Raw genomic sequence first — 21580 nt, 5'->3', positions numbered from 1 at the left:
GTTTCCGACCGTGTCCGTTCCTGATCCCGATCCCCGCCCGCTGCCACCGGAAGAGCCCGGTCCCAACGAGTGCTGCGGCAGTGGCTGCCCGCTATGCGTGCTGGACCTGTATTCCGATGAGCTGCAGCGCTACCGCAAGGCACTGGCCGAGTGGAAGACGCGGCATCCCGAGGCCGCACCATGAGCCGTGCGCGCCCGGCGGCGGTGCTGGCACTGGTGGCGCTGCTGCTGTTCGTGGCCACCGCGCTGTGGACCCAGGTCGCGCGCAGTGATCTGGACTGGGTGCGGGCGACCTTGAGCCTGTACCTGCACGGGCCGTGGGGGCTGGCGTTGCGTGCTGCCTACTGCCTGCTGGCGCTGGCCATTGCCGCACTTGGCATTGCGCTGTATCGCGGCAGCATCGGCCCGCGGCGCAGTGCGGCCGCCCCCTTGCTGTTCACGGTTTCCGCGCTGGGCCTGGCGACGGTGGCGATCGGCGACAGCTGGCTGCCTGAAGCGACGCCGCTGCTGGCACCGTTCATCCATGGACTGGCAGCCAACACGGCGTTCCTGTGTGCCAGCGTCGGCATGCTGTTGCAGGCTTGGTACCTGCGCCGCGAACCGGGTTGGCAGTCCGCCGCGGGCCTGCTCTGGGGCTGGGCATGGCTGGCCTTCGTGCTGCTGTGGCTGCATGTGCTGTGGCGTGGTGGACCACCGCGTGGGCTGGGACAGAAAGTGGTGATCGCGGTGATCGTTGGCTGGCTGCTGTATCTGGCGATGGCCCTGTACCGTCGCAGCCGCCAAGCCGCGGCCCACTGAATCCCCAACGGCCTGCGCCGGTACGTGCCGTGCACGCGGCGGCGGCGTATCGTGTGCGCATTCCATCGGGGATGCGATATGAAGCGTGCAGGGCTGGGCAGGGCAATGGGTGTGGTACTGGCGCTGGCCGCGCTGCCGGCGACGGCGGCCGTGACCCCGCAGCAGTTCAGCCATGGGCGGTTCGAGCAGATTCCGGTGCACATGCCGGCCGGCACGCCGCAACGGGTGGTGATCTGGTTCCACGAACCCACGGCCGGCGGTGACACCAGCCGCCTGCCGATCGAGGCCCTGCGTGCCGATGGCGCGCTGGTCGCGGCAGTGGACATTGCGCACCTGCGCGGTGTGCTCAAGCGCGAGGGGGACCCGACCTGTTCGTTCGGTTCCGGTGACGTCGAGAATTTCTCACGCTGGCTGCAGGCCTCGCTGCATCTGCCCGGCTACCACCTGCCGCTGGTCGGCGGTGATGGCGAAGGTGCCGAGATGGCCTATTCGCTCGCGGCGCAGGCCGATACCCAGGTGTTCGCCGGTGTACTCACCACCGGCTTCTGCCCGGACCACAACCACCAGCGCATGGTCTGCGGCGATGGTGTGAAGCACAACAGGCTGCAGCCGGCCGAACTGAATTTTCCGTGGTTGAGCGCGGCAGGTGATCACGGCTGCAAGGTGGGCCAGGTCAACCAGTTCGTGCAGCAGGTCGCCATGGCGCGCGAGTTCAAGCGCACTGCCCGCGGTGATGCGTCACCGGGCCTGGTGGCTGCGGCACGGGTGATCGGCGCGCAGGCCGGCGTCAGCCTGGCCCCCCCGCCTGCTGCACTGAAGGGCCTGCCGGTGGTGGAAATGCCGGCGACCGGCAACGGCGATACGCTGGCGGTGTTCGTCTCCGGCGACGGTGGCTGGGCTGGCCTGGACAAGAACGTGGCGTCGTCACTCAACGAGCATGGCGTGGCGGTGGTCGGCATCGATTCGCTGCGTTACTTCTGGAGCGAGCGCACACCGAAGGGCTTTGCGGGCGACCTGCAGAAGATCATCGACCACTACCGCCAGCAGTGGCACCGCGACAAGGTGATGCTGATCGGTTTCTCGCAGGGCGCCGACGTGCTGCCGGCCACGATCAACCAGCTCGACGCCGGTACCCGCGAGGCGCTGGAGCGCATCGTGCTGCTGTCGGTGGGCAGGAAGGCCGACTTCGAATTCCATGTCAGCAACTGGCTGGGCGGTGGCGGCGACGGCCTGCCGATCGCGCCGGAAGTGGCCAGGCTGCCGGCGGAAAAAACGTTGTGCGTGTACGGCGACAAGGATGAGGACGCACTGTGCCCGGACCTGCCGGCCAATGACGGCGTGAGGAAGGTGAAGCTGCCGGGCGATCACCATTTCGGGGGGGACTACGATCGCTTGGCCGAAGTGATCCTCAAGGGCGGGGCGTAGCGTCAAGCCATGCCCGACGCATCGTGGCTTCAGTTCCGCCGCGGATCCAGCGAGATCAGGCGCGTGGCATCCAGCAGCGCGGCCGGCAGATGCATGCCGCCGGGCGCCGCGAGATAGCGTGGCCGCCACTGCGGATCGAACTTCGACTTGAAGCGGCGCAGGCCACTGAAGCCATAGAAGCGTTCGCCATGCCGCGCCAGCAGGCCGGCCAGGCGGTTCCAGCGACCGGCCAGCCGATGCTGGGCCAGACCGGACAACGGCGCCATGCCCAGCGAGAAACGCGCATAACCCTGCGCGCGGCCCCACAGGAACAGTTCGATGAAGAGGAAGTCCATCGTGCCCTTCGGTGCTTCGTTGACGTGGCGCATCAGGTCGACCGACAGCTCGGCGCCGGCCGGTGCCTGCCACAGGTTGGCGAACGCCACGATCTGGCCTTCGGCCTCGACCAGCGCTACCGGGAAGCGCACCAGGTAATCGGGGTCGTAGCTGCCCAGCGAGAAGCCCTTCTCATCGCCGGCCTTGTCTTCCAGCCATGCATTGGAAATTGCGTGCAGGCGCGGCAGCAGGCTGGGAATTTCCTCCACCGGTGCCACGCGGAAGGACAGGCCGCTGCGCCTGCCCCGGTTCCAGGCCTGGCGCAGATCGGCACGTTCGCGACCTTCCAGCCCGAAATCATGCAGCGGCACCATCGCTTCCTCGCCCAGCTTGACCAGGCCCAGGCCCAGGTCGAGGTAGGTCTGCCAGTAGGTCTCGCCCACCTGGTAGAACACCGGGCGCAGGCCCAGCCGGTCGGCTTCCTCGCGGAAGCGCCAGATCAGCGCGCGCGCCACGTCAGGCGGGCCGACCGGGTCGCCCATCGCGATCAGCGAACCGCCATAGCGCTGCATCATCACGAAGCCCTGTTTCGCATCATCGCGCAGCACCGCCTTGTCGGCGGTCAGTACCAGGCAGGCCTGGGTATCGGTGGCGCCGGCCAATACCGGCGCCAGTGATTGCAGCGTGGCTTCGTCGGCGGCCGGCAGCGGGCTGCGGGTGCTGTGCAGCAGCCGCGCCAGGCCGAATATCACCAGCGCGATGGCTACCACCAGCAATGCACGCAGCGCGCGCGGTGCGTTGCCCGACACCGCGAACTGCCACCACAGCTCGTTCTGGTACTCGACATGGCTGTAGGTGAAGAACAGCAGCCAGGTGACCGCGACCAGCACCAGGCCGAGATTGCGCAGCCACGGCCACGACCAGGCTTCGTCCAGCAGCGCGCCCTGACGGTAGAACTCGCGGCGTGCAGCCCACAAGGCCATCGCCACCAGCACCGCCGAGACTGCGATCAACGGTTGCCCGCCGCGCAGCCACAGCGGCAACGGGGTGACAACGCACACCGCCATCGCCAGCATCCACGCCGCGTGGCTGCGCCGGGCCAGGCCCTGGCCGATCAGCAGCAGCGCGACGCCACTGAGGCTGCCGATCAGGTGTGAGGTTTCCAGGATCGGCAGCGAGGCGTTCACCAGGTGACGGCGTGGCGTCGGCAGCGTGCCGTCGATGACCAGCGCGGCGCCGATGCTGAACACCGCCAGTGCGATGATCTGCGGCAGCCATGGGCGCAGCGCGTTCCAGCCAGCACGGGTTGCCCCGGCGCTGGCCTGCAGCGGCTGACGCAGGGCGGGCGCAAGGGCAAGCAGGGTGGCCAGCACCAGCGGCAGCACGTAGTAGGTGACGCGGTAGATCAGCGCTGCCGCCAGCACCGCTGCCGGTGCCACCTGCGGCAACAGCTTCAGCAGGCTCCACTCGAACACACCCAGGCCTGCGGGCACGGTGGAGACCAGGCCGGCCAGCACTGCCACCAGGTAGAGGCCGACGAAGCCCGGCAGGCCGGTTGGCGTGGAGTCCGGCAGCAGCACGTAGAACGCGGCACTGGCCAGCACCAGCTCGATGACGCTGAGTACGGTGACACCGATCATGGTGCGGCGATCGGGCAGCCACAAGGCGTGACCGAGCACACTGAACTGCCGTCCGTCGCGGCCGACCAGCAGCACGGTGCCGAGATAGGCGAGCAGGGCGACGATGCCGACGATGCGCACGGCATCGGGATTCAATGGCAATGCCAACGCTGCCGCCGCCGGTTCCATGCACAGGGCCACGCTGATCAACAGCCATGCACCGAATACGAAACCGAGCGTGCTCATCAGCACCACCTGGCCAATCTGCGCCAGGTCCAGGCCGGCGCTGCGGTAGCCGCGCAGGCGCACCGCGCCACCGGTCAACGCGGCAAAGCCCACGGTCTGGCCCAGCGTGTGCGCAAGGAACGCGGTGATGCCGACGCGCGCGGGGTGCACGCGGATGCCGCTGCGACGCAGGCCGATGGCATCGAAGCCGATCAGGCAGGCGTAACTGGCCAGGCCGAGTACCACGGTGAGTGCGATCTGCGTGCCGCTGAGCTGCCGGAACGCCTGGCGGATCGCACGATAGCCGTGCTCGTCGAACTCATTGGCCAGGCCGTGCAGGGCCAGGGCGAGGATCAGCAGCGGGATGACGATGGTGGCAACCCGCTTCCAGGTTGGCGTGGAAGGGGCAGTGGTGGAATCGACGGGGGCGGTCATCGGCGCAAGGGTGCGGCAGGAGGGGCGAGGGCGGTGTCAACGCGGGCGTGGCGCATCGTGCGCCTGTCATCGTCATTTGACCAGTGGGACCGTCGGAGCCCGGTAGTGACGTGTCGCGGAGGGTACCCGTGCACCCACCGGCGACCGGTTTGGAGGACAATGCAGGCCTGATCAACCGCAGGAGCCACGCCCATGATGGAGCGTTACGACGTCGGACCGCGCATGTCCGAAATGACCGTATACAACAAGGTCGCCTACCTCTCCGGCCAGATTCCGGAAGACACCAGCCAGGACATCACCGGCCAGACCCGGCAGGTGCTGGCGGAGATCGACAAGCTGCTGGCGCTGGTCGCCAGTGACCGCCAGCACGTGCTGCGCGCCGAAGTGTTCCTGGCCGACATGGCCGACTTCGACGGCATGAACAAGGCGTGGGACGAGTGGGTGGTTGAAGGCGCGACCCCGGCACGTGCCACGGTCGAGGCCAAGCTGGCCCACGCTGACTGGAAGGTCGAGATCGTGGTGACGGCGGCAGTACCGTAACGATTGAATGGGGTCAGATCCTTTTCGCTCAGGAAAGCGGATCTGACCCCGTTACAGCGGCACCAGCTCGATGCAGTCCACCGGGCATGGCGGGATGCACAGCTCGCAGCCGGTGCACAGATCGGCGATTACCGTGTGCATGTACTTGGCGCCGCCGACGATGGCGTCCACCGGGCAGGCCTGGATGCACTTGGTGCAGCCGATGCAGTCGGCTTCCACGATCAGCGCCACCTGCGGCGCCTTGTGCTCGCCGCGCGATCGATCGAAGGGGATGGCAGGTACTCCGAGCACCTGCGCCAGTGCGCGCGCACCGGTATCTCCGCCCGGCGGGCAGCGGTCCACGCCTGCCTCGCCGCGAGCCATCGCCTGCGCATACGGGCGGCAACCGTCGTAGCCGCATTGCCCGCATTGGGTCTGCGGCAGCAGGCGGTCGAGGCGTTCGGTCAGGGGCGGGATCAGGCTCATGCGTGGCGAAGGCTGCGCGTTGGGGTCATTTCAGGGGTTTGCCACGGAACCAGCGCTCGTGGGCCAGGGCCAGCATCGGCTTGTCTTCGGAACTGTCACCGTAGGCATGGATGCGCACGTAGCGCGACAGGTCGAACTGGCGACGGATGTGCTCAACCTTGCGCGGGCCACAGTCGCCACCGGCATAACGGCCTGTGAGGCGGCCGTCCTGGCTCTCCAGCCGGTTGCAGATCAACTGCAGGCCCAGCTGTTCGCACCATGGCCGCAGGTACAGGTCCAGCGAGCCGGACACGATCACCACGGTGTGCTGCTGTTCCTTGTGCCAGCGGATCTGCTCCAGCATTTCCGGGCGCACCACGTCGGGCAGGAACTCACGCGAGAAGCCGGCGGCCAGCGTGGCGATGTCATCGCTGTGGCGGTCGCTGAAGGTCAAACGGGTGACGCGCGCGCGGATGCGCTCGGCCGAGATCAGTTTCAGCTTGTACGCGGCCAGCCATGGACCAATCTTCCACCACGCCTGTGCCAGCTGTTCGGCGGTGGCCACGCGGCGCAGGAAACGGCCGTAGGTATCGCAGGTGGTCACGGTGTGGTCGAAGTCGAACAGCGCCAGTTCCATTCCGTTGCCTCCCATCGCGTTGCCTCCGGTGGCCGGTGCTGCCGGCGGGCGTGGCCGCAACCACGCCCGCTGCGGGCATCAGCGGACCGGCATGCCCGGCTGTGCGCCGCTGTCGGCGTCCAGCAGCGCCAGTGCGCCGCCGTCGAAACCGGCCGACAGGATCATGCCTTCGCTCAGGCCGAAGCGCATCTTGCGCGGGGCCAGGTTGGCGATGAACACCACGCTGCGGCCAACCAGCGTTTCCGGCTCGCCGTAGCTGCCGCGGATGCCGGAGAAGATCTGGCGCTTGCCCAGCTCGCCGGCGTCCAGTTCGAAGCGCAGCAGCTTGTCCGAACCTTCCACAAACTCGCAGACCAGCACCTTGCCGATGCGCAGGTCGAGCTTGGCGAAATCGTCGATGCCGATGTAGGCCGGGGCGTCGGCGCTCTTTGCGTCGTCCTTGGCCGGGGCCGAGGCGGCCGGCTTGACCGCTTCGGTCTTGGCGGCGGGGGCGGCAGCAGCGGCCGGCTGCAGGGTGTCCTTGGAGGCGTCGATCATGGCGTCAATCTTCTTCGGGTCGATACGGGTGAACAGCGGGGTGTAGTCGGTGATGCGGTGGCCCAGCAGCGGTTGCGCCAGTTCGGTCCAGTCGTTGACCGGCGCTGCCAGGAAGGCCTCGGCCTGCGCGGCGGTGGCCGGCAGCACCGGCTTCAATGCGGTGACCAGCACGCGGAACAGGTTCAGGCCCTGGCTGCACACGGCCTGCAGCTGCGCGTCGGCGCCTTCCTGCTTGGCGATGACCCACGGCTTGACGTCGTCGATGTAGCGGTTGGCTTCGTCGGCCAGGGTCATGGTCAGGCGGATCGCCGCGGCCGGGTCGTTGCGCTCGTAGGCTTCACGGATCGGCGCCAGGCCGTCGACGAAGCGCTGGTACTGCGCGGCATCAGGCAGCTGCGCGGCCAGCTGGCCGTCGAAGCGCTTGCTGATGAAGCCGGCGCAGCGGCTGGCCAGGTTGACGAACTTGCCGACCAGGTCGGCGTTGACGCGGGCGATGAAGTCACCCAGGTTCAGGTCGAGATCGTCGACGCCTCCGCCGGACTTGGCGGCGTAGTAGTAGCGCAGCGCTTCCGGTTCCAGGCCGGCGTCGAGGAAGGTGCGGGCCATCACGAAGGTGCCGCGCGACTTGCTCATCTTGGCGCCGTCCACGGTCAGGTAGCCGTTGACGTGCAGGCGGGTCGGCGCGCGGTGGCCGGTACCGTGCAGCACCGCCGGCCAGAACAGGCCGTGGAAGTTGACGATGTCCTTGCCGATGAAGTGGTGCAGCTCGGTGGCGGTACCGGCGCGCAGATGCGCTTCGAAGTCCTCGCCGATCCTGCCGCACAGAGTCTGGAAGCTGGACAGGTAGCCGATCGGCGCGTCCAGCCAGACGTAGAAGTACTTGCCCGGCTGGCCGGGAATCTGGAAACCGAAGTACGGTGCATCGCGCGAGATGTCCCACGCGCGCAGGCCACCTTCGGCATTGAGCCACTCACCGAGCTTGGCCTTCACGCCCGGCAGGGCGACGTCGCCGGTCAGCCATTCGCGCAGGAACGCGTCGAAGTGGCCCACCTCGAAGAAGAAGTGCTCCGAATCGCGCATTTCCGGCGTGGCACCGGAGATCACCGAACGCGGTTCCTTCAGGTCGGTCGGCGCATAGGTCGCGCCACAGACTTCGCAGTTGTCGCCGTACTGGTCGGGGCTGCCGCAGTTGGGGCAGATGCCCTTGACGTAGCGGTCGGGCAGGAACATGCCCTTGGCCGGGTCGTAGAACTGCGCCACCGAACGGCGGCTGATGTGACCGGCCGCTTCCAGCTTCAGGTAGAACTGCTCGGTCAGCGCCTTGTTGGCCGCCGAATTGGTCGAGTCGTAGTGGTCGAAGGCCACGCCGAAGGCGGCGAAGTCACGTTCGTGGCTGGCCTGGATGTTGGCGATGAAAGTTTCCGGGGTGACCCCGGCCTTTTCCGCGGCCAGCATGATCGGCGTGCCGTGGGTGTCGTCGGCGCAGACGAACCAGGCCTTGCCGCCGCTCATTCGCCGCGCACGCACCCAGATGTCGGCCTGGATGTAGCCGACCAGGTGGCCCAGGTGCAGCGGGCCGTTGGCGTAGGGCAGGGCGGTGGTGACGAGCGCGGTACGGGTCATGGTCGCGGGGTGAAGCCGAGGGGAACCGAAGAGTATCGCATGCCCGCAACGAGGTGACCCGGCCGGGGCCGGGTCACGGGGGTGAAGCAGGGGGGGCGCTTATTCGCGCTGCCAGGTCTGCGCGCGGCAGATGAAGGCGATGCAGCCGGACACGTCAAGCCTGGTTCCGCCGGGCTGCAGTTCCATCTTCGACTTGTAGGTCTTGCCATTGGCCGGATCGAGGATGGTGCCGCCGGACCACTTGTTGGCGCCGTCGGCCTTCAGGTTCCAGAGGATGGTCATGCCCTTCACCGGCTTGTTCCTGTTGGCGCCTTCACAGCCGTCACAGACCGGGTTCGGGCCCTTGTCCGAGTGCAGGATGTCGACCACCTTGCCGGTCAGGGTGCCGTTGGCGGCCTGGGTGATCTCGACGATCGACTTCACCTTGCCGGTCTTGTCGTCGATGGTCTTCCAGCGGCCGGCGGCGCCATCGGCGGCCTGCGCCGAGAGCGCGGCCAGGCACAGCGGCAGTGCCAGCAGCAGGGTCTTGAAGGTCTTGCGCATGGTCCCCTCCCAGGGTTCATTCCGGCACGGTGCCGGTACGGGTCGACTGTATACCCATTCGGCGGGGTATGGGGAAGGGGGGGCTTGCAGGGCTGCGCCCTGCACCTGCAGAGGCAACGGCAACAGCCGAAGCAACCGCAACAGCGAGCTATCCGTGGGATGGCGGGGCGGTGTGGGTGGGCAGGACACGCCGTAAACCCATCCATGGGGGCTCGATGGCGCCATCCATGGCGCCAACGGTCCTGCCCATCCACACCGCCCCACCTCTGACAGATTCCTGCGATCTGCCGGAATGGCACGGCCTGCTCTCGGTGGGTGTCGATCTTGGTCGACACGTAGATCCATGCCGTGCATGGATGAATCACGATTGAAAAACGCTCAACCGACTTCGTACAGCTCCAGCGGCAGGCCATCCGGGTCGGCGAAGAAGGTGAAGCGGCGTCCGGTGTACTCGTCCACGCGGATCGGTTCGCAGGTCACGCCATGCGCGGCCAGGCGCTGGATGAAGGGTTCCAGTGCAGCCACGCGGAACGCGAGGTGGCGAAGGCCCTGGGCTTCGGGGCGGCTGGGGCGCGGCGGTGGTGAGGGGAAGGAGAACAGCTCCAGCTGGCCGCCGTCGGGCAGGGCCAGGTCCAGCTTCCAGGAGTCGCGCGCGGCGCGATGGTTCTCGGCCAGCACGCGCAGGCCGAGGATGCGCACGTAGAAGTCCTTCGAGCGTGCGTAGTCGCTGCAGATCAGCGCAGCGTGGTGGATGCCCAGCAGGGCGTCGGAACCGGGGGTCATTGCAGGGTGTCCAGCCAGCGCTGGGCGATCTTCTGCGCCAGCGGATAGGGTTCGGGATCGTTGCGGTTGGTCAACACGATCACGGTCAGGTGCTTTTCCGGGTGGCGCACGATCACGTTGCGGAAGCCGATGCTCTCGCCGCTGTGCCATTGCACCGGGCCATTCAAGCGCCAACCGAAGCCGTAGTGCGGCACGTCGGCTTCGGGCGTCGATGTGGCCGGGCTGAACATCGCCTGGCGCGAGGCCTTCGACAGCAGGCGGTCGTCGTACAGCGACGCATCCCAGCGGGCGAGGTCGTCCAGCGAGGAATAGATCCCGCCGTCTCCCAGTACGGCGCTGGTGGTGCTCTGGTCGGTGCGCTGCCAGCGGCCGTCGATCCGGCTGTAGCCATAGGCGCGTGCGGCGACCGTGTCCACGCCGTCCTGGTGGGCCACGGTATGCGCCATGCCCAGCGGGCGGAAGATGCGCTCCTGCAGGAAGGTCGCGTAATCTTTCCCGGACGCGCGGCCGACGATCAGTGCCAACAGCGCGTAGCCGCTGTTGCTGTAGCGGTACTGCGTGCCGGGTGCGAAATTCAGCCGGTCCTCGTGCGACAGCAGGGTCAGCACGTCGGCGTCATGCACCTGCCGGGGGTCAGCCGGATCCATCAGGTCTTCGTAGTCGATCAGGCCGCTGGTATGCGAGAGCAGCTGGCGGATCGTGATGGCCGCCGCTGCCGGCGGCAGCTCGGGCAGCCACTGCCGGGCAGTCTGCTCCAGCTCGAGCCGGCCGTCTTCCACCAGCAGCAGCACCGCCGCGGCGGTGAACTGCTTGCTGACCGAGGCCAGCCGGAAGTTGCTTGCCGCGGTGACCGCAGTACCGTCTTCCACTACCGCCAGGCCGTAGCCGCGGCGGAACACCGGTTGCCCGTCGTGCAGTACCAGTACCGCAGCGCCGGGTACCTGACCGTCGTAGGCCTGCATCAGGCCGTCGATGCCCGCATCCGGTGGAGTCAGCACCGGTGCGGCGCAGCCCGCCACTGGCAGCAGGCCCAGCACGACGGCGAACAGGGCGACGGCAGGGCGCATGGCGGCTCCGGAGGGGGTCAGGGTGAAGGGGCAGGTGTGGCGCTGGCGGGCTGCGCCATCCAGCGTTCCATCTTGCGGTCCAGCACGTCCAGCGGCATCGATCCGTCCTTCAGCAGTTCGGCGTGGAAGCGGCGCAGGTCGAAGGCGGCGCCCTGGCGTGCCTTGGCCTTGTCGCGCAGGGCGACAATGGTGGTCAGGCCGGCCACGTTGGACAGCGCCTGGCCGGGCTGGGCCATGATCCGCTCGACTTCGGCGTTGGCGTCGTCATTGCTCATGTCCACGGTCTTCTGCAGGTAGGCCACGGCCTGCTGCTTGCTCCAGCCCTGGGCGTTCACGCCGGTGTCGGCCACCACGCGGGCAGCGCGCAGCAGGCGCGAATACAGGTAGCCGATGCGGTCGTAGGGATCGGTGTAGATGCCGAGGTTCTCACCCAGCGTTTCGGCATACAGCCCCCAGCCTTCGACGAAGGCGAGGTCGCCACCGAGGCGGCGGAAGCGCGGCAGCTTGGCCAGCTCCTGCTGCAGGCCCAGCTGCACATGGTGGCCGGGGATTGCTTCATGCAGGTACTGCACCGGCACGTTCCAGCGCTTGCGGCTGGGCAGGTCGCGGGTGTTTACGTACAGCACGCCCGGTTGCCCGGCCGCAGACGGCTGGTAGGCCGCTGCTGCAGCGGTCAGCGCACGCTCCGGTTCCACTGCGCGCACGTCCAGCGTGGACTTGGGCAGGGTATCGAGCACCTGCGGCAGGCGTGCGTTGACCTGCTGCTGCACCTGGCGGTAGCGGTTGATCAATGCGTTGGCGTCACCGTACTGGAACTGGCGATCGTTGCGCATGCTGCGCAACAGCTTGGACGGCGTGCCACGCAGCTTGGCATCCTTCATCACGGTGGCGATCTGCGCCTGCAGCTCCTGCACGCGCTGTTCGCCCAGTGCGTGCAGCTGCGCGGCGGTCTGGTCGCTGGCAGTGGTCTGCACGATCAGGTTGGCGTACCAGGCCTGGCCATCGGGCAGTGCGCCCAGGCCGCTGCTGGTGCGCGTGGCCGGCAGGTATTCGGTGGCGATGAAACCGCGCAGGGCGCGATAGGCTGGCATGATGCGCAGCTCGATCATGCGCTTGTACTCGGCGCTGATGCGCGCCTTGTCCTCGGCCGCGATGGTGTTGGGCATGGTGCGGATCGGCGACCAGAAGATGCTCTCTTCAGCAGTCGGCTTGATGACCGCATCCAGCTGCGGCAGCACCTTCTCCATCAGGTCGCGCGGCTGCACCACGCCGGCCTTCATGCCCTGGCGCATGTTGTCGATGGCCTGGTCGAACAGCTCGGGAATGCCCAGCGAGCGACGCGACCAGGTGTCGTAGTCCTGCACGGTGTTGAACGGCTGTGCGCCGGCGCCCGCGCCGAGGATCGCCATGATGCTGCCGACGTTGTAGTACTGGCTGATCGGCATCATCCAGCTCGGATAGCGTTCGGCGGCCAGCGAGGCGCGCGCATCGCGCACGAAGATCTCGTAGCTGAGCAGGTCCTGGCCCTGCAGGCCGTCGCTGCCGAGTTTCTCGACCTTGCCCAGCCACTCGGTGGTGAAGTCGTGCGATTGCTGGCGCCACGCGGCGGACAGGATGTTGGGCAGCTGGTCGTTGTAGCGGGCCTCGCCCTGGAAGGTTGCCTGCAGCGGATTCAACCGCATCGAGGCATCCCAGTATTCGTCGTACAGGCGCTCCAGCTGCACCTGCTTGGGCACGGCCCGGGCCGCTGCGGCCGGACGCGGCGCGGCGCGGCGCGCCGAACTGCCACGGGCCGGCGCGGTGGCGCGGGCGGGCCGGGCCTTGGGCTTGGCGGCCTGGCGGGTCTGCGCGGCGGCAGGGCGGCTGGCCTTCTTTTTCGCTGCTTCGGCCGACGGTACGGCGCTGAACAGGAACAACGCGGCAATGGCGGCGGCCAGTACGCGGGGGGAATACGGCATCAAGAAGCTTCCGTGGAACACAGACCGTGGAGCTTGCACGATCCGGCCGCGTACGGCCAGCGTGAAGGCGCAGTCAGCTTTCCGCTGCTGGGGCTTCAGTCAGCCGCGGCGGCGGCCCGCAGCGCGGCCGCCCTGTCTGCGCCCAGATAGCGGGTGATCGCACGCCGCATCAGGTACAGCAGCGGAATCAAGGCAATCGCAAAACCCATCTTGTAGATGTAGTTGACGCTGCTGACGGCCAGGAACAGCGAGGTCGGCCAGTGCTGCGGGCCGAGCACGAAGGCGATCCAGATCACCACGAAGCTGTCCACCACCTGCGAGATCGCGGTGGATCCGGTCGCACGCAGCCACACGTGGCGCTCGCCGGTGGCCTGGCGGATGCGGTGGAACACTGCCACGTCGATCAGCTGGCCGAGCAGGAAGGCCACCAGCGAACCGGCGATGGTCCACATGCCCTGGCCGAACACGGCTGCGAACGCGGCCTGGTAATCGGGCACGCCGTGGCCATCCATCGACGTGACCCACCAGCTGGCCGGCGCCAGTGAAATGGCGGCGAAGGCGAACAGGAAGCCGTAGCCGATCAGCACCACCGCCAGCCACGAGATGAAGCGCACGCCGCGCTTGCCGAAAAACTCGTTGATGGTGTCGGTCATGATGAACACCACCGGCCAAAGCAGGGTGCCGGCGGTGAAGCTGAGCGAGCCGGTCTGGCCGAACAGGTTCCAGTTCAGCGGAGCGATGCCGAGGGTGTCTTCCAGCGCGAAGATCTTCACCCCGATCAGCTCGGCCAGCACCGCATTGCCGCAGAAGAACGCGGCCAGCACGATGAACAACAGGACCGCGCGGTCCTGCAGCGGGCGCTCGATCGGCGCCGGGGTCATTCGGTGCGTTCGCCGGCGCGGGTGAACGGCACGCTGGACGGCGCCACGGCTCCGCCGGAAATGATGAAGCTCATGGCCTGGTCGACGGTCCAGTCGGTCGGGGTCAGCAGTTCCACCGGCACGATTTCCAGGTAGCCCGAGGTCGGGTTCGGCGTGGTGGGCACGTACACCGCGGCCAGCTCACGGTCGGTGCCGTGTTCCTTGATCACGCGGGTGACCAGGCCGACCGATTTCATGTCGCGGTGCGGGAAGTCGATCAGCACCACGCGCTGGGTGCTGCCCGGCTCGGTCTGCAGCATGTCCAGCAGCTTCTTGGCACTGTCGTAGATGATGCTGGCCAGGGGGATGCGCTTGATGACCGCGCCGACCCAGCGCAGCAGGCGCTGGCCAAGCACGCGGCGACTGGCCACGCCCACCGCCAGGATCACCAGCAGGGTCGCCAGCAGGGCGATGGTGTCCTGGATCCACTCGGCGCGGACCCAGCCCAGATAGTGCGGGAAGCTGGTTGCGATCTGTTCGGACAGCGGCACCACCAGCGGGCTGGAAATACCCGACAGCAGCACGAACACGAACTTGACCACGACCCAGGTCAGCCAGATCGGCAGCAGGGTGAGCAGGCCGGTCAGGAACAGGCGCTGCAGGGAGGGGCGGGGGACCAGGGCGGGGGCTTCGAGCGACATGCGCGCATTGTAGCGGTCACTGCAGGTCGATTACGCTGGGAAATCGACTGCGGCAACGGCACATGGAAGGGAAGCTGTGTTGAAGATTCTGCGCGGACTGGGCTGGACCCTGGCAGGCCTGCTGGTGCTGGCCATCGTGGTGTGGTGCGCCTCGCGCATGTGGCCGGTACCCGAATCGCGGCTGCAGGCGCAGCAGCGACTGGAAGCACGCCTGCCGGCGACCGGGCACAACGGTTATGCCTTGTTGTGGACGCTGCCATTCGACGACCTGGATGCCCAGCAGCGCGAGCAGGCGCTGGCCGAGGATGTACGGCGCTGGGAGGCCGACCCACACGGTGGAGGCGGCGGCCGGACACACCTGGTGGCCAACCATGCCGAGCTGCACTCGCGGCCCGGTGCCAGTTGCGGGCCGGCCGCCAGCGGCTGTCTCGTCCAGGTCCGCGCGGACCCGCAACGCTTCGTGGAGGCCCACGCCGGCCACCAGCAGTTGCATGCGCGGCTGGATCAGCTGGCCGAAGCGGACTACTTCATGTCGCCGTTCCCGCCGAAGGGCGAGGGCATTCTGGTCCCGTTGCCGGCCTATGGCGTGGTGATGGACGCCACCAGCGCACGCGCGCTGGCGTACGTGCAGGGCGATATCGACGGTGCTCTGCGTGGCGCCTGCCGTGGCCTGCAGCTGGGCCGGCGGCTGGTGCCCGGCAGCAGTTATCTGGTCGAGAGCATCATCGGTGCCAGCCTGGTGCAGGCCAATGCCCAGCTGCTGGCTGACATGCTGGTTGAACTGCCTGCCGACCATCCGTTGCCAAGGGAATGCGAACAGGCGCTGCAGCCGCTGCGGGCCGAAGAGCAAAGCCTGTGCCGGGCAATGCAGGGCGAGTACGCGATGAGCCGGGCGGCGATCGAGACATCGGCGCGGGAGTTCGGCGGCGTGCTGGTGCTGGATCGCAGCAGCACCCTGGCCCGCGCGGCCGGCAATCTCGGCTGGGCCTGTGGCGCGGCAGCCACAGCGGCACTGGAAGTGGATCGCCCGTTGCCAGTGCCGGCGCCACCGCAGCATGACTTCGGTTGCCTGTCGAACGTCATGGGCTGCGTGCTGACCGATATCGCCGCGCCGATCTATCCTGCCTATTCGTCACGGCCACAGGATGCTGCGGCGATGGTGCGGCTGCTGGGGGCGCAGCGTTGGCTGCGGCAGCAGACGGATGATCCGGTGCACGCCTTGCAGCGGCTGCCGGCGCAGTTCCGCTCGCCGGTGCGGTCGCCGCAGCTGTCCGCCGATGGCCATCATCTGCAGGTGCCACGTCGTTCGCCGCCGCGTGGCAACGCTGAGAGCCCGTGGTTGTCCGTACCGTTGGTGGCCGGCGCCGGCGCAACCGCCGCTGCCCGCGACTGAGCCGTGGCTCAGTCGGTGCCGGCCTGCGGATTGAATGCCCAGCCATCGCCGACCGTCTGCAGCGTCCAGCGACGGGTGCCGCGCAGTGGCTGCCAGCGCACGCTGTCCTTGTCGTTGTCGATGCTGCCTTCGGCGTGCCTTACCTTGCGCGTGGAGAAGTTCACGCTCAGCGATTCGGTCTTTCCGGAATTGCGCATTACCGAATCCTGGTCGTAGCCGATCAGCGCGAACGCGCCGTCCTGCCAGCGGAAAGTGAAGGCGGTGGTACCCATCGACCAGCTTCCGGCGCTGGCGAATGAAAACAGCGCGACCTTCAACGTGCCACGCTGGATGCTGACACCCCCTTCTTCAAGCGGATCGCTCATCACTGGGTTCTCCGGGCGCGGAATCAGCTGATGGTCCTGCACCGCCAGCACATAGCCGGTTGGCCGTGACCATGCCACGGCGAGAATGCGCGGGTTGCTGTCATGCGGCGAGGGGCCGAAGCCATCGTGTTCGATGACGTTGCGCGGGTCCTGCTGGCGCAGTACCAGGACCAGATCAGCGCGGCCATCCTGGTCGAGATCGCCTTCGATGCTGGATTCAAGCGTCCAGCCGTTGGGCACGAACCCGGCGGCAGTGGCAGCCTGTGCCGGCAGCGTCGGGTACTGCACCGGCGGCAGGTCCAGCGCATGGGCCGCGCACGGCAGGGTGCTCAGCAGTGCAGCAAGGGTGTACGGGCGCATCGGGGCCTCCATGGCAGAGGCCAGAGGATAGCGTCCCAGCGATGATCAGCGTGCGTGTGGCTTCAGGCGCAGATAGACCTGCTTGCGGACCTGGGCGACCACCTCGCCGCTCTCATCGATCACGTCGTTGCTGAACCAGCGCAGCACCTTCTCGCCACTGGCCGCTTCCGCGCGCAGTTCGTCCAGCAGCGCGTCGTCGATGCGGAACGACGTCCGCACGATGCCACGGCCCGGCTTGAGGAAGTCGATGGCGCCGGCGCGGTCCCACACGTAGTAGTCGCGGCCGAGGATGTGCAGCAGGCCGAGCATCCAGAACGGATCGGTCATCGCGAACAGGCTGCCACCGAAGTGGGTACCGACGTAGTTGCGGTTCCATGGTCGCAGGCGCAGTTCGACATCGATCTGCCGGTAGTCCGGCGTGATGCGGGTGACGTGGATGCCGGTGAACAGGAACGGCGGCCAGAGATTGATGCCGAAGCGGAACAGGCGGGCGTTCATGCGGGTCCGGGGGCGCAGGGCGAGGTGTCCAGTCTAACCATTCGCATGCGTATGTTGCACCCCGGGCGGCGAGGGTCATGCCTCGCCGTCGATCACATACCCGTCGCGGCCGTTGGCCTTGGCCTGGTACAACGCGGTGTCGGCGCCTTCGACGAAATGGTGCGGTTGCAGCGTGCCGTCGGGTACGCGGGTGAACACGCCGATGGTGAGGGTGACGCCTGCTTCGCCGCCGTCACCGGGCGCCGGCAGTGCACGCACGCAGGCGATCAGGTCCTCGATGACCTGGCGTGCGCCTTCGGCCGGGGTATCCGGCAGCACCAGTGCGAACTCATCGCCACCGTAGCGCGCGGCCATGTCGCGTGGACGTCGCGCATGTGCACCGATCAGGCGCGCGACATCGCGCAGCACGCGGTCACCGACCTGATGCCCGTGGCGGTCGTTGTGGCGCTTGAAATGGTCAACGTCGATCAGCGCGAGGCTCAGGGATTTGCCACTGCGTCGCGCGGCATCGCATTCCTGTTGCAGCGACTGCTCGAAACGCAGGCGATTGCCGAGACCGGTCAGCGCATCGCGATTGGCCAGGCGGTGCCAGGCCGAGACTCGCCAGATCGCCCAGGCCAGCAGCACCAGCAGGATGCCCAGCATTGCGCTGGCCGGTGCCCACCACAGGTCACCGGCGCGCAACAGCAACCAGCTCAGCAGCGGTGGAAGCGGCAGCGAGCACAGCGCAGCAAGCCATGGCAGGCGCAGGCCGAGCAGGATCACGCACAGCGCCACCAGCACGCCGCTGATGGCGTGCTGCCAGAGGCGGGGCAGCAGATCGATCTGCTTGTGCTGCAGCAGCATCGACGCGATGTTGGCCTGGTACTCACTGCCGCTCATCCAGAACTCGCGGGTGGTCGGGGTCAGCAGCCGCGGTGCGATGCCGCTGGCGGTCATGCCTACCACGATGCGGCGACCGTGCAGCATAGCCATGTCCACGTGACCATCCAGCACGTCGGCATAGGACACCTGTGGCAGGCGCTCGGGCGGCCCGGCATAGCGCACGCGCACGTAGTCGTTGCGCCGCCATTGATAGGGCGAACCGATCTGCGGATCAGGGTCGGGCAGGCCGTGCACCGCGCCCGGCGGCAGGGCGGCCAGCGCCAGGCCCAGTGCCGGCCAGTGAGCCTGGCCGATGCCCGCATGCAGATACACACCGCGCGCGACGCCATCGCCATCCACTTCCACGTCGGTATGGCCGATCGCCGCGGCACTGGCCGCGATCTGCGGAATCGGCAGCATTTCCTCGGCCATGCGGTCGCCGGCGGCCGGCGCCGCGAGTACCGGCAGCACCACCCGGCCATTGCGGCGGATCGCTGCGGCCAGTTCATCGTCCTGGCGGCTGTCGCGTCGATCAGGTTCGGACAGCATCAGGTCCAGCGCGACGCGCTCGGCACCGGCGTCGGTCAGCCGGTCCAGCAGGCGGGCATGGATCGAGCGGGGCCAGGGCCATTGGCCGATGCGCTGCAGGCTGCCCTCGTCGATGGCCACGATCAGCACGCTGGGGTCGGGGCGGTAGTCCCAGTTGCCGACCATGGCGTCATAGGCGGCTTCGTCCTGCCGCCACAGCCACTGGCCCTGGCTGGCGATCACCGTCAGTACGCCGGCCAGCAGTGCCAGCAGGATCCGCTTCGACCACGGCAGCGGCGAGCGCCTCATAACAACAGCAACAGCAGCAGGGCGCCACCGCCGGCGCCGTAGCACAGGCGGCAGGGCAGCTTGATCTGCTGGGCCGGTGAGTACTCGCCCGCATGACCGTCGTCGTCGATGTACTGCACACGCACATGCAGGGTGCCGCTCCACGGCCGCTTGAAGCTGACCTGCGGCTCGCTCACGGTCTGGTCGACCAGGGGCGTCCTGAAATCGCCACGACGGTCCACCTGCACCCTGTAGCGCTGGCCTTCGCTGCCGGCCTGCCAGCGCAGGGTCAGCTCGCCATGCGCGGCTTCAGGCGGCTGCAGGGCAGGGTCGACCGGTTCATTGCTCAGTTGCAGGGGCAGGGCCTGGCCGTAGCGGCCCTGGTGGCCGTTGCCATCGCGCGACGCCACCCGCCAGAAGTACTCGCCGGGCGGCAGCGGCTGCGCCAGGCGCAGGTCGGTGCCTTGGGTGCTCTGTTCCTGCAGCGGCTGCACGAAGCTCGGCTCGGCGGCGATCTGCAGCACGCTGCTGCGCGCGCCCGGCGCCTGGCTCCAACGGAAGCGCGGGCGGTCGCTGTTGACGGTCTGCCCATGCAGGGGGGCCACGGTGAGCGGCGGTGGGGGCTGGTCGCTGAGCTCGAAATCGGCGCTGGCGTCGAGGCCTTCCACGCCCTGCGCATCCACGGCGCGCAACAGGATGCGCAACTGGCCGGGGGGCAGGTTACCGATCGCCAGCCGGGTGTCGGCAGTGGTGGCGGCAAACAGCAGGATTTCCGGCGTCGCTGCCTGCACCACTTCAACGCGGTAGCGCGCGGCGCCGTCGACGGGGTCCCAGGCGAGCAGGGTCGGCAGGGGCGCCAGGCGCACATCGTCGCTGCGCAGCTGCGGCGCGGGAAGAAGGGCGGAGACAGCGTCCGGTGCGGCATCGGCGCTGATGCTGCGGCTGGCCTGTCCAGGCAGGACCAGGCGTTTGCCGTGGGTGTTGCCGACCTGCACCTTGCCCTGCAGTACCTCGGTGGCAGCGACGTGGCCGGTGTCACCGGCGCTGACCCGGAATACGGTACCGCGCACGCTGCTGGTCGCCGTAGGTGCATCGATGATGTAGCGCGAGGCCGGGCCACGGGCAGGTGTCACCCGGTTGCTCGCGCGGCCCTGCTGCAGGCGCAGGCGGGTATCGACCATGCCGGTGTGGCCGTAGCGGCTGAGCTGGTCCAGGCGCAGCCGGGAATACTCGCGCAGCTGCAGGCGCGAGGCGTCGGCGAATTCAAGCGTGACGCTGGAGTCGCCTTCGGTCTGCACGGTGTCACCAATGCGAAGTTGTTCCCCGGCGAGTATCGCGCGCGTGGCGCTGCCATCGGCGCCGGACAATTCCACCTTGCCGCGCACCGACAGCACCCGGGCAGGTGCCGGTTCGATGCGCAGCCAGCTGATCGGGAAGCGCAGCAGCTGGCCCGGCGGCAGCTGGTAGGGGTTGTCGATGCGGTTGTGCTGTTGCAGCTGCTGCCAGCGCACCGAGGGCTTGAGGTACAGGCCTCCCAGATCCCACAGGGTATCGCCGGGACGGACCCGGTAGTTCCAGTCCTGGGCGGCGGCGATGGCCGGCAGGAAGAGAAGAGCGCAGAGCAGCGCGCCCTGGAAGCGCATGGCGAACGACAGCGAGCGGACGAAGGTCACAGTTTGCAATCCCGGCAATGCGGGGGCGCAGCTGCAAGACCCCATGGCCCCGACCTCATCCCCCCGAACGGATCGTGGCGGCCGTACGGCCGCCATCCCGCGCATTATTGCCCGCGTTCAGTGCAGGGATTCTGAACGAAGTGGGTTTCCGTTCAGAACAGCAGGGAGGCCATCCGGCGGCGGTACTGGCCGACCAGGTCCTCGTCGGAGATCACATTGAAGGCGTCGATCAGGGCCTTGCGCGGCAGTCCGTCCTCGAACGTGCGGTCGATCCGCAGCATTTCCAGGAACTGGGCCAGCGCGGCTTCGTCGTGGCCACCGAGCAGCAGCTGTACGCCGCGCAGGTGGCGTGCCTTGAGGTCCTTGCCATCGGTGGCGATGCGGGCGTCCAGCACTTCAGCGGCCGGGGCGTCCTTCAGGGCCGAGGCGAAGGCCAGCCGGGCGCGTGCACGCACAGCCCGGTCGTCGGTGGACAGGTTGGCGGGCAGGCCGTCAATCAGCAGGCTGGCTTCATCGACGCCTCCGATCTGCAGCAGGGCCAGCGCCAGGTCGAGTTTCAGCTCGTCCTTGTCCGGCTCGGCGGCGATCTGCGCGCGCAGTACGTCTACCTGCGCCTGCGGGTCCAGCGGGGCTTCATCTTCGGCGACGGCGTCGCCGATGTCGGCCGGCACGATGCCGTGCTGGGCCAGGAACTCACGCAGCTGGCCTTCCGGGATGGCCCCTGGGAAGCCGTCCACCAGCTGGCCGCCCTTGACCAGGAACACGGTCGGCACCGAGCGGATCTGGAAGGCGGCGGCGATCTGCTGTTCCTTGTCGACGTCGACCTTGGCCAGTTCGAAGGCGCCGTTGTACTCGGCAGCCAGCTTTTCCAGCATCGGCCCCAGGGTCTTGCACGGCCCGCACCAGGTGGCCCAGAAGTCGACCAGCACCGGCGTCTGCAGCGACTTCTGCAGGACTTCGGCCTCGAAGGTCGCAGTGGTGGCGTCGAATACGTAGGTCGTCTCGGTCATGGGGGGAAGCATCGTTTGGCGTCTGGAGACCGATTCTATGGTGACGATCGATGCCGGTCTCAACCCGGGTTGTAGTAAATGCCTGACAATG

General features: G+C 67.9%; 20 protein-coding genes. 5 read left to right on the top strand and 15 right to left on the bottom strand.

Annotated elements, in window-relative coordinates:
- Positions 1–10 precede the first annotated feature (10 nt).
- The 3 genes from GOC52_RS14955 (at position 11) to GOC52_RS14945 (ending at position 2223) form a co-directional block, all read left to right on the top strand.
- Positions 11–184, top strand: a complete 174-nt coding sequence (locus GOC52_RS14955; RefSeq protein WP_049398321.1) for an oxidoreductase-like domain-containing protein — start codon at positions 11–13, stop codon at positions 182–184.
- Positions 181–798 carry a DUF998 domain-containing protein gene (locus tag GOC52_RS14950; RefSeq protein ID WP_010482890.1) on the top strand — a complete coding sequence of 206 codons (618 nt, stop codon included), beginning with the start codon at positions 181–183 and terminating at the stop codon, positions 796–798. Before GOC52_RS14955 ends, GOC52_RS14950 begins: the two co-directional genes overlap by 4 nt.
- 78 nt (positions 799–876) lie before the next feature.
- A complete protein-coding gene (locus tag GOC52_RS14945) occupies positions 877–2223 on the top strand; it encodes a virulence factor family protein (RefSeq protein ID WP_342354957.1) in 1347 nt (448 codons plus the stop codon).
- A 29-nt stretch (positions 2224–2252) separates the two neighbouring features.
- Here GOC52_RS14945 and mprF read toward each other — a convergent pair whose 3' ends face one another.
- Positions 2253–4817, bottom strand: a complete 2565-nt coding sequence (gene mprF / locus GOC52_RS14940) for a bifunctional lysylphosphatidylglycerol flippase/synthetase MprF (RefSeq protein WP_191849780.1) — start codon at positions 4815–4817, stop codon at positions 2253–2255.
- 192 nt (positions 4818–5009) lie between these two features.
- On the opposite strand from mprF, the gene GOC52_RS14935 reads away from it, so the two are divergent.
- On the top strand, positions 5010–5357 hold the full coding sequence (locus GOC52_RS14935; protein ID WP_005410556.1) for a RidA family protein: 348 nt from the start codon (positions 5010–5012) through the stop codon (positions 5355–5357).
- Positions 5358–5408: 51 nt separating this feature from the next.
- Here GOC52_RS14935 and rnfB read toward each other — a convergent pair whose 3' ends face one another.
- The 9 genes from rnfB to GOC52_RS14890 all read right to left on the bottom strand — a co-directional run bounded on the left by rnfB (position 5409) and on the right by GOC52_RS14890 (position 14510).
- Positions 5409–5822, bottom strand: coding sequence for an Rnf electron transport complex subunit RnfB (gene rnfB, locus GOC52_RS14930; protein WP_010482896.1), 414 nt, complete (start codon positions 5820–5822; stop codon positions 5409–5411).
- A gap of 25 nt (positions 5823–5847) precedes the next feature.
- The gene (locus GOC52_RS14925; protein WP_010482899.1) at positions 5848–6438 is read right to left on the bottom strand and encodes an HAD family hydrolase; all 591 of its coding nucleotides are present in this window, start codon (positions 6436–6438) and stop codon (positions 5848–5850) included.
- 78 nt (positions 6439–6516) lie between these two features.
- The gene (metG, locus tag GOC52_RS14920; RefSeq protein WP_049411854.1) at positions 6517–8598 is read right to left on the bottom strand and encodes a methionine--tRNA ligase; all 2082 of its coding nucleotides are present in this window, start codon (positions 8596–8598) and stop codon (positions 6517–6519) included.
- A gap of 99 nt (positions 8599–8697) precedes the next feature.
- Positions 8698–9141, bottom strand: a complete 444-nt coding sequence (locus tag GOC52_RS14915) for a DUF2147 domain-containing protein (protein WP_005410552.1) — start codon at positions 9139–9141, stop codon at positions 8698–8700.
- Positions 9142–9519: 378 nt separating this feature from the next.
- The gene (gloA2, locus tag GOC52_RS14910; protein ID WP_191849778.1) at positions 9520–9924 is read right to left on the bottom strand and encodes an SMU1112c/YaeR family gloxylase I-like metalloprotein; all 405 of its coding nucleotides are present in this window, start codon (positions 9922–9924) and stop codon (positions 9520–9522) included.
- Complete coding sequence (locus tag GOC52_RS14905; RefSeq protein WP_191849777.1) at positions 9921–10991, bottom strand: serine hydrolase domain-containing protein; 1071 nt, start codon at positions 10989–10991, stop codon at positions 9921–9923. Before GOC52_RS14905 ends, gloA2 begins: the two co-directional genes overlap by 4 nt.
- Before the next feature lie 17 nt (positions 10992–11008).
- The gene (locus tag GOC52_RS14900) at positions 11009–12949 is read right to left on the bottom strand and encodes a DUF885 domain-containing protein (RefSeq protein ID WP_191849776.1); all 1941 of its coding nucleotides are present in this window, start codon (positions 12947–12949) and stop codon (positions 11009–11011) included.
- 95 nt (positions 12950–13044) lie between these two features.
- Positions 13045–13830: a queuosine precursor transporter gene (locus tag GOC52_RS14895; RefSeq protein WP_010482923.1), complete on the bottom strand. Its 786-nt coding sequence runs from the start codon at positions 13828–13830 to the stop codon at positions 13045–13047.
- Positions 13827–14510: a DUF502 domain-containing protein gene (locus GOC52_RS14890; RefSeq protein WP_054172268.1), complete on the bottom strand. Its 684-nt coding sequence runs from the start codon at positions 14508–14510 to the stop codon at positions 13827–13829. Before GOC52_RS14890 ends, GOC52_RS14895 begins: the two co-directional genes overlap by 4 nt.
- Before the next feature lie 76 nt (positions 14511–14586).
- Here GOC52_RS14890 and GOC52_RS14885 point away from each other — a divergent pair, with 76 nt between their 5' ends.
- Entirely contained in the window at positions 14587–15903 is a 1317-nt protein-coding gene (locus GOC52_RS14885; protein ID WP_126559420.1) for a hypothetical protein, read from the top strand.
- An 8-nt stretch (positions 15904–15911) separates the two neighbouring features.
- On the opposite strand, the gene GOC52_RS14880 is transcribed toward GOC52_RS14885, so the two are convergent.
- From GOC52_RS14880 to trxA, 5 genes are all read right to left on the bottom strand, one after another.
- A complete protein-coding gene (locus GOC52_RS14880; protein ID WP_191849775.1) occupies positions 15912–16628 on the bottom strand; it encodes a hypothetical protein in 717 nt (238 codons plus the stop codon).
- Between the two features lie 45 nt (positions 16629–16673).
- Positions 16674–17126, bottom strand: a complete 453-nt coding sequence (locus GOC52_RS14875) for a DUF4442 domain-containing protein (RefSeq protein ID WP_010482929.1) — start codon at positions 17124–17126, stop codon at positions 16674–16676.
- A gap of 75 nt (positions 17127–17201) precedes the next feature.
- Positions 17202–18827 (bottom strand): CHASE2 domain-containing protein, encoded by a 1626-nt coding sequence (locus GOC52_RS14870; protein WP_010482931.1) that lies wholly within the window; start codon positions 18825–18827, stop codon positions 17202–17204.
- Positions 18824–20524, bottom strand: a complete 1701-nt coding sequence (locus tag GOC52_RS14865; protein WP_191849773.1) for a FecR domain-containing protein — start codon at positions 20522–20524, stop codon at positions 18824–18826. The genes GOC52_RS14870 and GOC52_RS14865 overlap by 4 nt, the downstream gene beginning before the upstream one ends.
- Before the next feature lie 107 nt (positions 20525–20631).
- Positions 20632–21489, bottom strand: coding sequence for a thioredoxin (gene trxA, locus GOC52_RS14860; RefSeq protein WP_019336992.1), 858 nt, complete (start codon positions 21487–21489; stop codon positions 20632–20634).
- Positions 21490–21580: the final 91 nt, after the last annotated feature.

It is taken from the genome of Stenotrophomonas sp. SXG-1, assembly GCF_014083965.1.
Lineage (GTDB): Bacteria > Pseudomonadota > Gammaproteobacteria > Xanthomonadales > Xanthomonadaceae > Stenotrophomonas > Stenotrophomonas geniculata.
This window is presented reverse-complemented; position numbering and strand designations above follow the sequence as displayed.

Excerpts from the sequence above, each read along its gene's own strand:
- GOC52_RS14935 (WP_005410556.1), top strand. The coding sequence starts at position 5,010 with ATGATGGAGCGTTACGACGTCGGACCGCGCATGTCCGAAATGACCGTA.
- GOC52_RS14950 (WP_010482890.1), top strand. The coding sequence starts at position 181 with ATGAGCCGTGCGCGCCCGGCGGCGGTGCTGGCACTGGTGGCGCTGCTG.
- trxA (WP_019336992.1), bottom strand. The coding sequence starts at position 21,489 with ATGACCGAGACGACCTACGTATTCGACGCCACCACTGCGACCTTCGAG.
- GOC52_RS14890 (WP_054172268.1), bottom strand. The coding sequence starts at position 14,510 with ATGTCGCTCGAAGCCCCCGCCCTGGTCCCCCGCCCCTCCCTGCAGCGC.
- GOC52_RS14945 (WP_342354957.1), top strand. The coding sequence starts at position 877 with ATGAAGCGTGCAGGGCTGGGCAGGGCAATGGGTGTGGTACTGGCGCTG.
- GOC52_RS14900 (WP_191849776.1), bottom strand. The coding sequence starts at position 12,949 with ATGCCGTATTCCCCCCGCGTACTGGCCGCCGCCATTGCCGCGTTGTTC.
- mprF (WP_191849780.1), bottom strand. The coding sequence starts at position 4,817 with ATGACCGCCCCCGTCGATTCCACCACTGCCCCTTCCACGCCAACCTGG.
- metG (WP_049411854.1), bottom strand. The coding sequence starts at position 8,598 with ATGACCCGTACCGCGCTCGTCACCACCGCCCTGCCCTACGCCAACGGC.
- GOC52_RS14875 (WP_010482929.1), bottom strand. The coding sequence starts at position 17,126 with ATGAACGCCCGCCTGTTCCGCTTCGGCATCAATCTCTGGCCGCCGTTC.
- GOC52_RS14925 (WP_010482899.1), bottom strand. The coding sequence starts at position 6,438 with ATGGAACTGGCGCTGTTCGACTTCGACCACACCGTGACCACCTGCGAT.
- GOC52_RS14905 (WP_191849777.1), bottom strand. The coding sequence starts at position 10,991 with ATGCGCCCTGCCGTCGCCCTGTTCGCCGTCGTGCTGGGCCTGCTGCCA.
- GOC52_RS14915 (WP_005410552.1), bottom strand. The coding sequence starts at position 9,141 with ATGCGCAAGACCTTCAAGACCCTGCTGCTGGCACTGCCGCTGTGCCTG.
- GOC52_RS14895 (WP_010482923.1), bottom strand. The coding sequence starts at position 13,830 with ATGACCCCGGCGCCGATCGAGCGCCCGCTGCAGGACCGCGCGGTCCTG.
- GOC52_RS14880 (WP_191849775.1), bottom strand. The coding sequence starts at position 16,628 with ATGCGCCCGTACACCCTTGCTGCACTGCTGAGCACCCTGCCGTGCGCG.
- gloA2 (WP_191849778.1), bottom strand. The coding sequence starts at position 9,924 with ATGACCCCCGGTTCCGACGCCCTGCTGGGCATCCACCACGCTGCGCTG.
- rnfB (WP_010482896.1), bottom strand. The coding sequence starts at position 5,822 with ATGAGCCTGATCCCGCCCCTGACCGAACGCCTCGACCGCCTGCTGCCG.
- GOC52_RS14865 (WP_191849773.1), bottom strand. The coding sequence starts at position 20,524 with ATGGGGTCTTGCAGCTGCGCCCCCGCATTGCCGGGATTGCAAACTGTG.
- GOC52_RS14870 (WP_010482931.1), bottom strand. The coding sequence starts at position 18,827 with ATGAGGCGCTCGCCGCTGCCGTGGTCGAAGCGGATCCTGCTGGCACTG.